Source organism: Arenibacter catalasegens, assembly GCF_002909235.1.
Classification (GTDB): domain Bacteria; phylum Bacteroidota; class Bacteroidia; order Flavobacteriales; family Flavobacteriaceae; genus Arenibacter; species Arenibacter catalasegens.
Map to the genome: position 1 here is coordinate 57,941 of NZ_PHQQ01000025.1, position 16,113 is coordinate 74,053.

The following is a 16,113-nucleotide window of genomic DNA, read 5'->3' on the forward strand; positions in this document are numbered from 1 at the left end:
TTAAAGTTATATTTCTTCCATTAAATTAGCAACCAAAGCGGTCCATCCGGTTTGATGTGAAGCCCCGACACCTCTACCGCTATCGCCATGGAAATACTCATAGAACAGGATGAGATCCTTAAAATGGGGGTCTTGGTATTTGTCTTTGTGCAAGAGGTGAATAGGCCTATTGCCATCTACATCTTTTTCAAAAAGTAGTATCAACCTCTTGCCAATTTCATCACTGATTTCCTTTAAATTCATCATGTTTTCGTTCCCGGTTGGATAGGTGAATTTCAGCTTGTTATCAAAGTAGCTATGATATTCCCTTAAGGAATTGATAAATAAATAATTCATAGGCATCCAAATTGGTCCTCTCCAATTAGAGTTTCCTCCAAAAAGGCCAGTTGAGGATTCAGCCGGTTCATAATTAATTCCAAAGGTTTCACCGTTTATGTTGATCGTGTATGGGTTTTCATGCACTTTAGAAAGAGACCTAATACCGTATTGGGAAAGAAATTCCTTCTCGTTTAAAAGGCTTCCAATTAATTTTTGTAATCGTTCCTTAGGTACTAGGGACAATAGTACATCTTGGTCTTCGCTGTATTCTTCCATCACCTGATATTTTACATTTTCAATACGATGTTTTCGAAACCATTCCATACTTTTTCTAAATCTTGGAAGTTTGTCCAGATACTCTTTTTTTATATTCAATACCGCTGTAAGCGATAACAACCCTGATATGGACCGTACCTTTATAGGGACTGATTCTCCTTGCGGCAAGATTAATTTGTCATAAAAAAAGCCTTCACCTTCATCCCATGACCCATTATAATCCTGACCTATATTGTTTAAGGCTTCCGCTATAAAGACAAAATGCCCAAAGTACTTCATGGTCATATCTTCGAACGACTCGTCTACAAGAGCAATTTCTAAAGCCATTTCCAACATGTTTAGGCAGTACAGTGCCATCCAGGAGGTTCCGTCTACCTGTTCCAGGATTCCGCCACCGGGAATACCGTGACTTCGGTCGAAAACTCCGATATTGTCCAGGCCTAGAAATCCTCCTTCAAAAACATTATTCTCAAGGCTGTCTTCCCTGTTTACCCACCACGTAAAATTAAGTGCCAATTTGTTGAACATTCGTTTTAGAAATGCTATATCTCCAATACCGGTCCTCTTTTTTTCCATTTGATAAACCTGTAGGGAAGCCCATGCCTGTACAGGTGGATTAACATCGCTAAAATTCCATTCATAAGCTGGAATCTGTCCGTTGGGCGCCATGTACCATTCCTTGGTAAATAACAACAATTGTTCTTTGGCAAAATTGGAATCTACAAGAGCCAGGCTAACACAATGAAACGCGGTATCCCATGCTGCAAACCAAGGATATTCCCATTTGTCCGGCATAGCAAGAATATCATGGTTTCTCAAGGTTTTCCATTCGCGGTTTCTGCCAAGTTTCCGTTCTTCTGGGGGTGGCATTTCTTTATGGTCACCCAACAACCATCTTTCCACTTCATAATTGTAATATTGTTTGGACCATAATAGACCTGCAATGGCTTGTCTTTGTATTTCTAGCCCTTCTTTGGAGGCTGTTTTAAAAGTGGCTTCCAAGAATTCTTGTGACTCCTTGATTCTTTGATCGAAGGTAATATCGAATTCTTCATTGAAAGGGGCATTTAAGGAAGCGGCAGTTAACCTTAGTTTAAAGGTTTTGGATTCTCCACCCTTTAGTTGCATCTCATACAATGGTGAGAATTTGGTGCCTTCTATTTTTCCTGTACCAAGCACATAATCATTGTTCAATACAGCCTCATGGAAAAGGTCTTTTTTATAGGGGTGATCATTGGGTTGAGCATAGATCTTTTCCATATTGGTCTCATTTTCTGTAAATAACAGTTTAGAAGCCTCTTCAAAATAAAAGTTATAGTCGCCTACATAGGCATGCGAAATGGAAGCATAGGGTGTGCCTTTATGAAATTCTTTTTTTATTACAGGTTTAGATGATACTTTTTTGAAATCCCAATGATTCCTGATCCAAAGGGTGGGCAACAGGAAGAGAGGTGCCGGCTTCGAATTTCTATTTCTGACGGTTATTTTTATTAGAATGTCTTCGTTGTCTGCCTTGGCATACTCCGTAAAGACGTCAAAATATTCATTGTTATCAAAAACACCGGTATCCAAGAGTTCATACTCCAATTCGTTTTTACCCCGCTTCCCATTTTCTTCCATCAGTGGTATGTACGGAAATTCATTCTGTGGATATTTGTAAAGATGCTTCATGTAGGAATGGGTAGGGGTATTTTCCAAATAGTAATACAATTCTTTCACATCCTCACCGTGGTTACCTTGTGGCCCGGTTAAACCGAATAGTCGCTCTTTTAATATACCATCCTTACCATTCCATAAAGTAATTCCAAAACAGATATTGCAATAGCGGTCAGAGATACCAGCTATACCATCTTCCCCCCATCTATAGGCTCTACTTCGCGAATCGTCATGGGAGAAGTAATGCCATGCATCCCCATTGGGACTATAATCCTCTCGTACTGTGCCCCATTGCCGCTCGCTTAGATATGGGCCCCATTTTAGCCAATCTTTGGTTTTCGATTGGTTATCGTCCAATCGTATTTGTTCTTTAGATGCTTTAATTTTAGTCATTTAAATATGGCCGTTTAAAAAGTTTAAAGCTGCTGACCTAAGGTGGTGTGCATTTTATAACCTCTTACTTATACAATTAAAGATAAGATATGTTTAACACATATGTGCCAACAAATAGTTGTCGTTTTGTAAATTATTTTCAGAAGGTAGACTACCAGACGCTCTATTTTGAACTAGAGACAAGTACAAGTAGTTTTAAGGAAATTCTTTTAATAGAAATATTGATTCGCTTAATACGAGTGTAGGGCAATAGCTATTTTGGATATAGCATGCGGTTAAGCTACCTCATTTACCTTTGAGTAATGGCTTACAATTATTCCTTTCTATTGTATGGTCTTATAATGAGGCCCAAAGGTCTGTCATAGGTAAAGTAATTGGACATCCAATCCAGGAAGGCAACGACCTTATTTCTATAACCAACCAAGGACATAATGTGGATCAACATCCATACGATCCAGGCAAATGTTCCGTGAAATTTCCATTTCGGCAAATCCACGACAGCCTTCTTTCTACCTACAGTGGCCATAACACCTTTGTCATGATAAACAAATGGCTGGAGGGGCTTGTTGTTGATTATATTTAATATGTTCTTTGCTAAATGTTCTCCCTGTCGTTGAGCTACTGGGGCCAACATGGGAAGGCCTTTAGGATTTATCGTGTCTATGTGCACTGCGACGTCACCAATGGCAAAAACACTTGTAGTATTTAATACCCTATTAAATTTATCCACCGAAATCCTATTTCCAGATATAATATTTTCCTTGCTTATACCTTCAATAGGCGCCCCTTTTACGCCAGCGGTCCATATCACGGTTTTAGTTAAAAAAGTGGTGCCATCGGCTAATTTGATTGTACTGCCGTTGTATTCATTTACCAAGGTGTTTAGATGCACTTGGACACCCAATTTCTGTAAATATTCCAAGCTTTTGGTCGAAGCGTTATCGGACATTGCAGAAAGCAGTTTTGGCGCAGCTTCGTATAAGTTGATCGACATTTTATCAAGATCAAGTTCCGGAAAGTCTTTGGGTAAAACATAGCGTTTCATTTCTGCCAGTGCCCCTGCCAATTCCAAACCTGCAGGACCACCTCCGATTATAGCTATATTCATAATTTCCTCCAGTGGTTCTCCATCAGTATTGGCCAATGCTTTTTCCAAATTTTGAAAAATGAAACTTCTCATGTTGAGGGCATCAGGAATCGACTTTAAAGTCAATAATTTGTCTTTAACGGGTTCAAAATTGAAAAAATTGTTTTGGCTCCCTGTAGCGATTATCAAGAAATCATAGGAAACCGGTCCTATTGTAGTCAACAATTGATTGTCCTTTTGTTCTATCGATGTCACTTCTGCCAATCTGAAAGAAATGTTGCTGTTAGTTCTGAATATCCTTCGCACGGGATAGGCAATACTATCCGGTTCCAACCCACCGGTCGCGACTTGATACATAAGGGGCTGAAAATTGTGATAATTATGTTTATCGATCAACAGCACATTTACTTTTTTATGTCTAAAGGACTTTGCTATGGCTATACCACCAAACCCAGCTCCAATGATTACTATTTTGGGTATATTATTGTCTTTCATTTGTCCTGAAGATGTAAAATATGAAGTAATCTGTGAGCGATCGGGGCAAAAATAACGGCAAAAATACTTAGAAAAGCTATTCCACTATACAGTGCGTAGAATGATGAAAATAGTTTGGCCCCGACCGTTTTCATTTCGTTCACAGGTCCCATGCCAGTCAGAATCATAGCCGCATTATAGAAGGCATCGACCATATTTAATCCGTTAAAATAATGATAGCCTATGGTTCCTAACCCCAAAGAAAAAAGAATTAGTAAGAATGAGAAAAGAAAGTAAGTCAAGACCCTAATTATAAATTTGCCTAAAGGCAATATTGGGGATGTTTTAGGTTCAAGTTGTATGGACATTATATAGGTGCCTTTAATTTTATTGGGGTACTTTAAAAGTACGGTTTATACTTTAAATCGAAGTATCCTAGATGAATTAACAATCGGTGAATTTCGAATAATATATTAAAATTTTGTCCACTAATGTTTAACATCTTTTTAACCTGACAATCACTTAATTATCAGTGCTGTTGGCATTTTTTTTGTGGTTGATAATCTAAAAAAAAGGAAGTTTAATTAAAATTCATTCAGATGAAAAAAATTGTGTTTACCCTTTTGTTAGGTTTTATGGTGACTGGATGCCAGGCACAGAACGACCGAACTAAAACCATAGATGATTTAGTAGAAAAAAAAACGGACAGTCTTGGTGTAGATGAACCAAAAATAAGCTGGAAAGTGGATAAAAAATATGACGAGAAGGGAAACGTTATAGGGTATGATTCCATTTATTCCTACTCCTATAACAATCTTGGCAACTTGGCCAAGGGGATGAATCTTGATAGTATTATGAATTCAATGAAGTTTTTTTCCTATGACAATTTCTCTTCCTATAGGGAAGACCAGTATTTAGGTCGGATTTTTAATGAGGATTCTCTGTTGAACGTCAACCCATTTTTTGATGATTTCTTTGAAAAGCAAAGGGCCAATAATTTTTCGGATATGCGGCAATTATTCCAACAAATGGACTCCCTTCAGAATATGATGATGGAGAAACATCGGAATTTTATGCCGGATGAAACCAAAAGTAAATCCAAAATATAGGGAAGCTACCGTATTGAGGGAAAGAATTTAAGGAGGCTATTTTTTGATGTAAAATAATTTAATCTCTGCTATTTTAAGATAATAATGAATATTTAACATAATTCATACCATTCTGTAAAAATGTACATTGTACGTTTCCAAATTAATCTCTATCTTGACCTCCCGTACTTGTCCTCAATATTTTTGAACAAGGTAATGCACAATTAATTTTTAACTTTAAAAACTAATCAAACAAGTAGAGCCATGACCAATATTAAAAATAGTAGAAGAGATTTTGTTAAGAGCAGTGCTTTGGTATCAGGGGCATTGATTTTACCTACCATGCAGATGAATGCTATGGTAAATGTAGCCAACGATAAGAAACTAAAGATAGCTTTGATCGGTTGTGGGGGTCGTGGTACAGGTGCGGCACAACAGGCCTTGCAAGCAGACCCCAATGTAGAATTGGTGGCTATGGCAGATGCTTTTGAAGATCGGTTGCAAGGCAGTCTTATGAACTTGCAAAAGGAATTTAAGGACACTAAAAAGGTTAATGTTCCCAAGGCAAATCAATTTGTTGGTTTTGATGGAGCTGAAAAAGCCATCAACCTGGCAGATGTGGTTATTTTGGCCACTCCTCCAGGATTTAGACCACAACATTTTGAATATGCTGTTAATGCAGGCAAGCACGTGTTTATGGAAAAGCCCGTAGCTACCGATATTCCAGGGGTAAGGAAGGTATTAGCTGCGGCACAGGTTGCTAAGGATAAAAAGTTAAATGTTGTTGTAGGTCTTCAAAGACATTATCAGGACAGCTATTTAGCTGCATTACAACAAATAAAAGATAATAAGATTGGAAAAATTGTGTCTGGCCAAGTGTATTGGAACAGTGGCGGGGTTTGGGTTAGAGAGAGACAGCCTGGACAATCGGAATTGGAATATCAGATGCGTAATTGGTATTATTTTAACTGGTTGTGTGGAGACCATATTTTGGAGCAGCACATTCATAACATAGATGTGGCCAACTGGTTTATTGGAGAGTATCCTCTTTCTGCCCAAGGGTTTGGAGGTAGACAAGTAAGAACAGGCAAGGATCATGGTGAAATTTTTGACCATCATTTTGTAGAATACACGTATCCAAGTGGTGCTGTAATCGCTAGTCAATGTCGACATATGCCTGAGACAATGAGTAGGGTAGCAGAAACTTTCCAAGGTACCAAAGGGACTATAGAAACTTACGGGGATAATGCTTTCATTAAAGATTACGATGGAGGAGAGATATTTACCCACCGTGGTAAGGATGATCCAAATCCTTATCAAGTAGAGCATATTAAACTTTTTGAATCTATCAGAAACAAGGGTGTAATCAGTAATGCCGAGAATGGCGCAATGAGCACTATGAGTGCCATTATAGGTAGAATGGCCACCTATTCTGGGCAAGTAATTAAATGGGAGGAAGCAATGACTTCCAATATTGATCTTGCACCGGATAACTTAACTTGGGATTCACCGGCACCGGTTCAGCCTAATGCGGATGGTACCTATAATATACCAATTCCAGGGAAGACGGTGGTAATCTAATTAGTAGGTTCAGTAATATTGAATCCCAATTTTTCTTAAGTGTTTAAGAAAAATTGGGATTTTTTATGTGACTCAAATAGTTATTTATTAACCAAGGTCGATTTCAACAACCTTTTTATTTACCGTTTTTGCCCTGATATTTTTTAAGGTCTTACTCTTATTGTTTTCCACATCCTGGATTATAATGGTATATTTTCCTTCATCGAAGACTTTGGGGGCAAAGGTATTTGTTGCCAATCTTATTGAATAAACCAACTGGTTGTTTTGATCAAAAACCGAAATCACAGGCCTAAGTTTGTCTGCAACCTTTATAAGGGGTAACCAAGCAACTGCTTTACGACCATAATTGTCTTCTTGTTTTATAGTGATAGGCCACCCTGGAAATTGCTCATTTTTATTGCTCATAGGGTTAGCATATCTTGGCCAACAAGCCGTTGTTATGGTTCTTTCCCTTTTGTTGAAGGTTACCAAGCCATAACCAGTTGCCCTATTGTGAACAATAGCAGGCTCAATACCAGTGTTGAAAGGATTACCTATGGCATGGACAGATATTTTATTCCCAAATCCGTCCTCATGGTCGCCAACATAGGCCGGATTTTCGTAGGTATGTTCCTCGCTTTTTACTTCGGGCCAGAATCTCCTGGGCCAAATATTGTTCAATGCCGGACCGGCAAAGGCGTAACCACTATCACAATGTTGTTCAATGCCATATTGAATAAAACTACCCAAATGCTGATCTCCGGCAATATGAAAAGCATAACATTTTCGAATGGCCCTTACAGCTTTATCCCTTTCATTGGCAGGCCAACCATTAGAATCCATGTCCGCGGTAGGGACATCTCCCAAAACATATTCTCCTTTTTGGGGAATAGGCAAGGAGGGAACCACATCATCGTTTAGGGCCGGTTTTGGCAAGGTCGCCACTGTGGCGAAATTGGTTTGGGAAAGGACCACTTTCATTTCTGCGCCATTGTTCCAATCTTGGGTCCAATGATCAATAAAGTCGTGCTGTCTTTTTCCCAAAAGAACGGCATCCAGATCCCGGTATTGTTTTATATCGAATTCTTTATTCTGTATCCATCCATTTCTTACCTGGGCTTCTGAAGGCAAGATGTGCTTGGGGGCCGATTTAAACTTTCTGTCCTCCAAAATGGCAAAACTAAGTCCACCGTAGTTCCAAGTCGTATAATAAACGCCAATATTCTGTTGTACAGGGCTAGGGTCGTAGGGATCAGGTAAGTGGCTGGTCTGTGTAAACTGAACCATATTCACCCATTCTGCAGGCATTTTATACCCCCCTGAATCCTGGGCCAGCATTCCATATCCTTCACTTGTATCGGCTTTTTTTCCACTCTCGCCCCATACATTGCCGTGATAAACATCATGGTCATCAGGGATTATGGCGCAGGGCTTATGTCTAAACAGTTCCCTATAAGACCAACCGAACATCATCCATTTTCGTAAATAATCCAGACATAGGTCGTCCATATCTGCGTCACGTTCTGCACCAAACCCCCCGGTGGCTTCATAAAATTGGTCTCCGAGGAAAAGAATAATATCAGGATTTAATTTGGAAACATTTTCATAAACGTCGTTGTCTGGAAAACCATAGTGAAAATTACAACTAAAAACAGCCGCGGAAACAACATCCTTATCCATAGGTTCTTTAGCTATGGTTCCTTCGTAGGTGTATTGATGGGTTTCATTTTTTAAGGGAATTTCTACCAAGATTCGGTAAGGAACATCTGCGTTGGTATTCCAGTTTTCTACTTCAAAGTTCACTGCTCTTCCTATATGCTTCAATTTGGCGTTTGTTCTGGTTTTCCAAATCCCCTGTTCTTTGAATTGCAAGATTACCGCATGATCTTTAATTTCTTCAATGGGAGCCAATTGGGCGGTTAGTTTCAGCTTATTGTTGTGGAGAGTGTACTGGGCAAAACAAATAGGGCCATATAATTGTTCTTTGTTTGAAATTAGTTGGTTTGAAGATATGCTCCAATGGGAAAAACCCACTGAGGGTTGGGATTGACTATTGGTTTTCGATTTTAAATCGGCGAGCAAAGCAAAATTGCCTTCAACACTTTTACCGTCAACTCCTATGTTTTCTTGGGCATGTATAAGTTGATCGGTTATGGAGTCCAGTATCAAAACCTTTAATAGGTATTTGTTTTCATAAGGCTTAAACTCTGCCACCAATTTGTAGTTATTCGGTATTTGGTTAAGGTTAGTTTCGAAGGTTTTATCTCCAACCTGTAGCTTACCACTAGGGTTAAGTCCTATATTCAACCCCTTGCCGAAAACAGCAGCCGAACGGTAATCGTCAAAAGGTCCTTTACAACCTAACCGTAATCCCAAACAACCTTCATCTAAGGGTACAATATTTTCATTCAACAAGTTTATTTCCACACTCACTGCCAATGGTGACAAATCATCCGTTTTTTGTACAGTAAGTAATTGTAAGGTTCTATTTTCAGCGGTAATGTTACATATAGCCATCCCATTTTTAAGTCGCCAATCCTGTAAGCGGTTTCCCCAATATTCGGGACCTACCCATTTCATCTCGGGCCAGTTGTGCCAATTGCTTTTAAACTGTATTGCTTCTAGCGATTTTTCTCGGCCCGCTATTCCAAATGGGAATGCAGATGCGGAAAAACTGGGCAATAAGGTTCCTAGGGCAATGGTCTTGATATATTTTCGTCTGTTCATGCTTTTTTTTATTCAGTCCTTCTCAGTTAATGGAGATATTAAGATATAGCTTTTACTTTCTAGAATAAAATTTAACACATCAAGGAATATAAAATAGACTATTCCATATCTATCTCCAACCTATTGATCAATTTGCCTGAAAAGGCTGGATAGTCCTTCGGATATCTATACGCACGAAAAATTGTCTTTTTTGGTAGCGGAAGATTGTATTTCCAAACGGTTTCTTTATCTGTAGTCACTTCATGTAACATACCCTTCATTCCCTCACATATTAATGTATTTCCATTTTTTAAGCGCTGTGCTCCAGATATTACATTACTAAAAAAGTCATCTTGTTGAAATCTCCATTCAACAGATATTGGACCATTCGTAGCATTCGCTGCCAATTTGAAGTTCCCATTTTCATCAATCGGAAGCATTATTTCATCAACCGTTGAATAAGCTCTGTCAATTGTGGCATCGCCATTATTAAAAAACATAAGATTGCCACCGTTGGAAGGGAGTCCATTCAACCATACGGCATCGTGTTGTAAAAATGATAATTGTTCGGAAGGCAATCCATTTTTGTGGGCTAGAGGATTGCCCCATCTATAGACCAAATCTCCTCCTTTGCCTCTTTTACCTCCTTCATGTGTTGCCGATTCCGCGGTTGTAGTTGAGTGGTCTATAAACCACAATTCACTATAATGGTGGGCACTTAAGACAATAAGATCGTGTTCTTCAATATAATCAATGGAATTAAAGTGGGTGATGTCCATATCAATACTTTGAGAAAAGTTGATGTCAATTAATTCAGGATGTGAAGTTACATTTCCAAAATTGTCTTTTTCTTCATCAAAGTCCTGAATAATATGATCCCACTGATGCCACTCCCAAACAATTTTTGCGCTAGAGGCTCTCGTTGGTTCAATTTCTATAATATGTTCTGGCCAAACCCCTTTCGGATTGATGTATTCCGGATTTTTACCAATTTCAAGCGCTTCTTGATCAGTCTTTATTTCCCAAGCAATTACCAAAATATTCCCGTTCGGCATTACTTCAATATCGTGATGTTGGCAAAATTGGTCAGAACTGTAGTTCCAGGCCCAGGTCAATTGCCCCTCAAAACTATATTTGGCTATTCTGCCTCCGTGTCCGCGATCGCCAGAGAATACTGGATTATTGCCAGTTTTTTCAGTTCTTAAAAGGCTCCCATCCTCCAATAAATACACTGAATTATTCGGTGTATACTCACTTGTCCACTTATTGACGATGTAACCCTCCATATCTATGAGATAGGTGTTTTTTGAAGTCAGCGGTGCAATGAGGGTATAACCGTTTTGAAATTTATTTGGTGAATACATTTCAATAGCTTCCTTTAATTCTGACATAATTATGATTTCCGATTCGGAATTTTTATTAATGTCATCATTTTCGCATGAGAAAATTATGGTGGTACCAAAAACAAAAAAGAGTATCCTATAAAGTTTATGTTCCATTATAGCGGGTAAGTTATTATTGATCTCGAAAATTAATATATAAACTATTTTAAAAGCTTAAAAAGTTGCATTGCGTCATTATTCTTGCCTACAATTATTCCTTTTGTTCTATTTTGATCTAACTGGATAGGTTCCATGCTTTTTACATCTCCACTAATGTATAATCCGTTTTTATATCCTGGTGATGGCGTAAAATGTCCTTTGCCATTTCCTATGAGTAATAATCCAAAGGCGGCATCATTTCTAGGGGTTTCAATTTCTGAAGAATATAAATTTCCAGCCAATAGAATGTCATTTAAACCGTCACCATTAAAATCATCCAATAAAATTTTATTCGATGAAGAATATTGCGCTTCATTCGGCAAGGGTATTACCTCAAACTTACCGCCTCCTATATTTTCCAGATAACTTGTTGCAAACGTCGTAGCACTATAATGAAGTGAATTTTGCAAATCTTCACCATATACTTCACCCAGAGTGGCTGCCCCAAAGGCGTTGTATGTTGGGAATTTATCCTTTATAAATGGCATCTGTTCAGAACTACACGACCTACCTCTAAGTGGATAGGCCTTTCCTAAGTCGAAATAGCTTAAAACTATATCCGTAGTGCCGTTCTTATCGAAATCAGCTGAATAAACTTCAAAAGGGGCATCAGAGCTGGCCTTATATTTATAATTGGTGCCCAAGTTACCAGCAATAAGATCCATATCTCCATCGTTATCCATATCCGCACTGGCGATACTATACCACCATCCGGTTTTATTGGATAAGCCAGAATAATCAGTAATATTTTTGAAGCCATTAGTAGTATTCTCAAATATAAATATCGGAGTCCATTCGCCAACTACTACTAAATCTTTAATGTTGTCACCGTTTACATCTACCCATTCCGCATCTGTTATCATTCCTAAATCTGATAGTTCTGGTAAAAGTTCTTGGGTAGCATCTGTAAAAACAATTGTACTATTTTTAGATTCATTTTTTAATAAATAACTTCTGGAGGGTAGAGGATAGTTGCCAGGAACCAATCTACCCCCTACAAATAGATCAATATCACCATCTCCATCAAAATCAAATGGTTTTACTATACTTCCACTTGTAATCATTTTAGGAAGTGAATTACCAGTTTTATTGAAAATACCGTGCCCATCATTTATATATAGACGGTCTTGAAGTCTTTTATCCGAAGGCTCAAATTCATTTCCTCCACTTACCACGTATAAGTCTAGGTCACCGTCCGCATCGGCATCAAAGAATGTTGCGCCTATATCCTCACTTACTGCATCCTTTTTCCAAGTCTCGTTGGGCTGTTTAGAGAAGGTGCCCTTATTGTTTTGAAGATATAGTTCGCCACTATACCCCTTGGCGCCTCCAACATAAAAGTCATCGAGCCCATCTTTGTTGACATCTCCAATTGCAATTCCCGGACCAAAATTGGACATTTTATGGGGCAGTAAAATTTCTTTTTCAAAATCATCATAATGGTTTTCAATATGGCGATAATCAATTTTAGCTTCATGAGTTGCATCTAAAAATAATTTGGAATTTTTCTCAGGAGTATCTTTTCCTAAAATGGCATCTTTATAGTCTAAGGTAATTAGTTGGTTGGCCTTTAGATCTTTAAGAGACTGTACCTTGCCATCGGGCCATATGACCTTAAGAAGATCTATTTGGTTCGCTTTACCTAATCCAAAGTGTAAAATTTCTGAAACCGAAGATTGGAATCCCCTAGTTAAATATTGTTCCAAATATTGATTTCTTTTTTCGGTGGACAATACTATTCTAGCACCAATACCAAAGCGATTTTTTTCTGGACCCTTTAATTTTATCTTGAGATAATGCCCCAACCCTTGCTCTACACTGTTGTTTTTATAAATAAAGGAAAAATCGTCAGAATTATTGACAACGAGGTCTACATCGCCATCATTATCAAGGTCGGCATAGGCAGCCCCGTTGGAACTAGTGGGTATAACATCTTTGTTGTTTAAGCCGATTGAGCTAAAAGTTAAATCTCCATTATTTTTGTAGAAATAATTTTCTTTTTTCCTTTTAGGCATATGGGCCATAATGTCATCTATAAAGGCCTTTTGATCAAATGTCTTTCCGTCTTTTTTAAATTGTATTATTTTTTCTTGTTGTTGCTTTCGATAGTTGATAAAATCGTTGTTTCGAAAATCCCCTTTTATACCATTGGAAATAAACAAGTCTTTAAAACCATCGTTATCCATATCAAAAAATAAAGGACCCCAACTCCAGTCGGTGCTCGAAACTCCTGATAGCTGGGCAATGTCTGAAAATCGTGGCAATGTACCATGGATTCCATTGTTAATTTGAAGAGCATTATACATATACTGATGATGTAATCCTAGATCTACGTGTTTATAAAACCTAGAGGGATTCATGCCGCTCATACTTGTTTTTATATCAAAATTATGTTCAGACATCATATCCAAGGAAATAAAGTCGAACAGGCCATCATTATTGAAGTCCGCAATATCATTTCCCATGGAAAAATTGGAAATATGGCTGGTGGTTTGCAGTATCACCTCTTTAAATGTACCATCTCTTTGATTTAAATACATATGGTCTTTTTCGGAATAGTCGTGTCCAACAATTATATCCGGCCAATTATCATTGTCCAAATCGCCAATGGCAATTCCTAAACCATATCCCAACATATTATTAATGATACCAGCTTCTTTTGTAACATCCTTAAATTTTCCATTATTGTTTTGAAAAAGCCTTTCTCCTCTATACTCGGATTCAGTTTTTAGGTATTCCTCTATAACTTGATCTGGATAAAGGGTAATTCCATGATTTATAAGAAACATATCCAAATCTCCATCCTTGTCATAATCAAAAAAAGATGCTTGAGTCGAAAAATGGGGCAGGTCTAGCCCATATTCTCTTGCATTTTCCTCAAAAACCGGTATTCCTTCTGAATTATTACCTTTATTAATATATAATTCATTTCTTCTTTTATCCGGGTCACTGAATTTTCCTGACTTACTTATATAAATATCCAATTTTCCATCACCATTTATATCAACAAATGTTACCCCCGTGGGAAAGCCATATTTTCCTTCAAGATTGGCTATATCGGTAACATCCTCGAATTTCATATCACCTTTGTTTAAATAGAGTTTATTGGAATTTAAATTGGATATAAAATAAATGTCTACTAAACCATCATTGTTCAGATCTCCCGCGGATACACCGCCGCCATTGTAATAATATTCATAAAACAAACCGTTCATTGTAGTGGTTTCCTTTAATATATTTTTAAAATTAATTTGAGAATTCTCTGGTGAAATTATTGAGAATAGCGAATCTGAATGTTGATCGTGCTCGGAGTTATCTTTATTGTTCACATCGGAACATGAAAGGACCGAGAGTACTACAAGACAAATTAACAAAGTATATTTTAGGAATAACATTTAGCTGCTTTTATATTAAAAATACCACAATAGGATTGGAGTAACAAAAAAATGAGGCCAGGATAAATATCCGACCTCATTTTTATAATTAAAGCTTTATATCATGGGATTATTCACCATAATTTGGATTTTGCTCCAAGGTATTATCGGGTAAATCGAATTGTTTTCCTGGGATCGGCCATAAATAATCTCTCGATGGATTAAATGTCCTTGTTCCACCTGGATCAACTATTCCGTTCATAACATCTTCTGCAATTCCCCATCGCCTTACATCTGAATATCGTTTTCCTTCCATGGCCAACTCCACTCTTCTTTCATGGCGAATAACTTCTCTCATTTGTGCTTGTGAAAGTCCGGCAGGAATATCCGGCATCATAACACTTGGTCTTGAGCGTAACTCTTTTAGAGCCGCATAAACACTGGCATCTGGACCAACCGCTTCGTTTTGAGCCTCTGCATAGATCAACAATATCTCAGCGTATCTTAGAATGATAACATTTAAACCAGTAGTGGTTGGGTAACCAGTCGGTGTTACATTGGTGTCTTCATCATATTCTGTATATTTTTTGAAAGCGAAACCAGTGTATGTATTTAGATCATTTAAGGGTACTCCATTATTGTAGGTAGATCCAGGTACAAATAAGGTTTGTTTTAACCGAGGGTCCCTATTTTCGTAGGGATTGGCAGGGTCATACAATGGAGAAGTACTTGTTGGTAAGCCGTCTACCATGTCATAATCAGCTACCAATTCCGGTAAAGGCATGATTGAGGCCCAGCCTCCTCCACCATCAGCTCCAATATATAACTCGTAGAAATTACCAACCTCTGGAGATTTAAATTGTGCGTCAAAAATCACCTCTTCATTATTCTCATTTTCTTCCTTGAACAAATCCCGGTAGGAGGGAAATAAGCTGTAGCCCATGCCCATAACCTCGTTAGCGGCAACAGCAGCTTCTGCATTTCGATTATTAAACAACAAAACCTTTGCTTTTAGAGCAATTGCAGCACCTTCAGTAGCTCTTCCAGTTTCGGATGCCGTTGTTTCCAACATCCCGGCAGCAGCGTTCAAATCAACGATAATCTGATCCACTACAGCTTCTTTCGTATTCCTTGGTAATGCTCCGTGCTCCAATTTTGGGGCTTCTAAAATTAGAGGAACTCCACCATAAAAATCTGTTAACTGAAAATAGAAATATGCTCTTAAAAATAAGGCTTCCCCTTTCATTCTGGTTTTTATGGCCTCATCCATCTCAACGGCATCAATATTATCTAATAATGTGTTTGCCCGTCCAATACCTTTCCAGAAATCATCCCAAAACCAGTCAATCGATCCAGGTCCCCGTGCATCATGTGTTCCATCTGCAATGGCTTTAAAACCCTCCCAAGGGTAATTGCTGTAAGCATTGTCCGCAACTGCATCCGTGTATAAATAATTTGATGCGTAACTTTGTAATCTGTTGTAAACCCCGTCAATCCCCAGTTTTGCGTCACTTTCAGTCTTCCAAAAGGTTTCGGCAGAAATCTGGGTAGTCGAACTTACCTCTAAAACATCTTTGTCACAAGATGAAACCAGGCCTAATACCAACAGTAAATAAATATAGTTTCTTATTGTTTTCATA

General features: G+C 38.1%; 9 protein-coding genes. 2 read left to right on the top strand and 7 right to left on the bottom strand.

Features of this window, described 5'->3' with window-relative positions; all coding sequences use genetic code 11:
• Nucleotides 1-6 precede the first annotated feature (6 nt).
• The 3 genes from CWD90_RS17775 to CWD90_RS17785 form a co-directional block, all read right to left on the bottom strand.
• The gene (locus CWD90_RS17775; RefSeq protein WP_103477419.1) at nt 7-2,643 is read right to left on the bottom strand and encodes an MGH1-like glycoside hydrolase domain-containing protein; all 2,637 of its coding nucleotides are present in this window, start codon (nt 2,641-2,643) and stop codon (nt 7-9) included.
• 313 nt (nt 2,644-2,956) lie between these two features.
• Nucleotides 2,957-4,225, bottom strand: a complete 1,269-nt coding sequence (locus CWD90_RS17780; protein ID WP_103477420.1) for an NAD(P)/FAD-dependent oxidoreductase — start codon at nt 4,223-4,225, stop codon at nt 2,957-2,959.
• Nucleotides 4,222-4,572: a hypothetical protein gene (locus CWD90_RS17785; protein ID WP_192878042.1), complete on the bottom strand. Its 351-nt coding sequence runs from the start codon at nt 4,570-4,572 to the stop codon at nt 4,222-4,224. Before CWD90_RS17785 ends, CWD90_RS17780 begins: the two co-directional genes overlap by 4 nt.
• 231 nt (nt 4,573-4,803) lie before the next feature.
• On the opposite strand from CWD90_RS17785, the gene CWD90_RS17790 reads away from it, so the two are divergent.
• Nucleotides 4,804-5,313, top strand: a complete 510-nt coding sequence (locus CWD90_RS17790; protein WP_103477421.1) for a membrane lipoprotein lipid attachment site-containing protein — start codon at nt 4,804-4,806, stop codon at nt 5,311-5,313.
• A gap of 243 nt (nt 5,314-5,556) precedes the next feature.
• Complete coding sequence (locus tag CWD90_RS17795; protein ID WP_103477422.1) at nt 5,557-6,873, top strand: Gfo/Idh/MocA family protein; 1,317 nt, start codon at nt 5,557-5,559, stop codon at nt 6,871-6,873.
• Nucleotides 6,874-6,960: 87 nt separating this feature from the next.
• Here CWD90_RS17795 and CWD90_RS17800 read toward each other — a convergent pair whose 3' ends face one another.
• The 4 genes from CWD90_RS17800 to CWD90_RS17815 all read right to left on the bottom strand — a co-directional run bounded on the left by CWD90_RS17800 (nt 6,961) and on the right by CWD90_RS17815 (nt 16,112).
• Nucleotides 6,961-9,579 (bottom strand): alkaline phosphatase D family protein, encoded by a 2,619-nt coding sequence (locus tag CWD90_RS17800; protein WP_103477423.1) that lies wholly within the window; start codon nt 9,577-9,579, stop codon nt 6,961-6,963.
• A 98-nt stretch (nt 9,580-9,677) separates the two neighbouring features.
• A complete protein-coding gene (locus tag CWD90_RS17805; RefSeq protein ID WP_103477424.1) occupies nt 9,678-11,057 on the bottom strand; it encodes an aryl-sulfate sulfotransferase in 1,380 nt (459 codons plus the stop codon).
• A gap of 44 nt (nt 11,058-11,101) precedes the next feature.
• Complete coding sequence (locus tag CWD90_RS17810; RefSeq protein WP_103477425.1) at nt 11,102-14,494, bottom strand: VCBS repeat-containing protein; 3,393 nt, start codon at nt 14,492-14,494, stop codon at nt 11,102-11,104.
• 109 nt (nt 14,495-14,603) lie between these two features.
• Nucleotides 14,604-16,112: a RagB/SusD family nutrient uptake outer membrane protein gene (locus tag CWD90_RS17815; protein WP_103477426.1), complete on the bottom strand. Its 1,509-nt coding sequence runs from the start codon at nt 16,110-16,112 to the stop codon at nt 14,604-14,606.
• Between the last annotated feature and the right edge of the window lies 1 nt (nt 16,113).

What these genes read in the sequence shown, in the direction of transcription:
- CWD90_RS17805 (WP_103477424.1), bottom strand. Translation starts at nt 11,057, where the DNA reads ATGGAACATAAACTTTATAGGATACTCTTTTTTGTTTTTGGTACCACC.
- CWD90_RS17775 (WP_103477419.1), bottom strand. Translation starts at nt 2,643, where the DNA reads ATGACTAAAATTAAAGCATCTAAAGAACAAATACGATTGGACGATAAC.
- CWD90_RS17795 (WP_103477422.1), top strand. Translation starts at nt 5,557, where the DNA reads ATGACCAATATTAAAAATAGTAGAAGAGATTTTGTTAAGAGCAGTGCT.
- CWD90_RS17780 (WP_103477420.1), bottom strand. Translation starts at nt 4,225, where the DNA reads ATGAAAGACAATAATATACCCAAAATAGTAATCATTGGAGCTGGGTTT.
- CWD90_RS17815 (WP_103477426.1), bottom strand. Translation starts at nt 16,112, where the DNA reads ATGAAAACAATAAGAAACTATATTTATTTACTGTTGGTATTAGGCCTG.
- CWD90_RS17800 (WP_103477423.1), bottom strand. Translation starts at nt 9,579, where the DNA reads ATGAACAGACGAAAATATATCAAGACCATTGCCCTAGGAACCTTATTG.
- CWD90_RS17810 (WP_103477425.1), bottom strand. Translation starts at nt 14,494, where the DNA reads ATGTTATTCCTAAAATATACTTTGTTAATTTGTCTTGTAGTACTCTCG.
- CWD90_RS17785 (WP_192878042.1), bottom strand. Translation starts at nt 4,572, where the DNA reads ATGTCCATACAACTTGAACCTAAAACATCCCCAATATTGCCTTTAGGC.
- CWD90_RS17790 (WP_103477421.1), top strand. Translation starts at nt 4,804, where the DNA reads ATGAAAAAAATTGTGTTTACCCTTTTGTTAGGTTTTATGGTGACTGGA.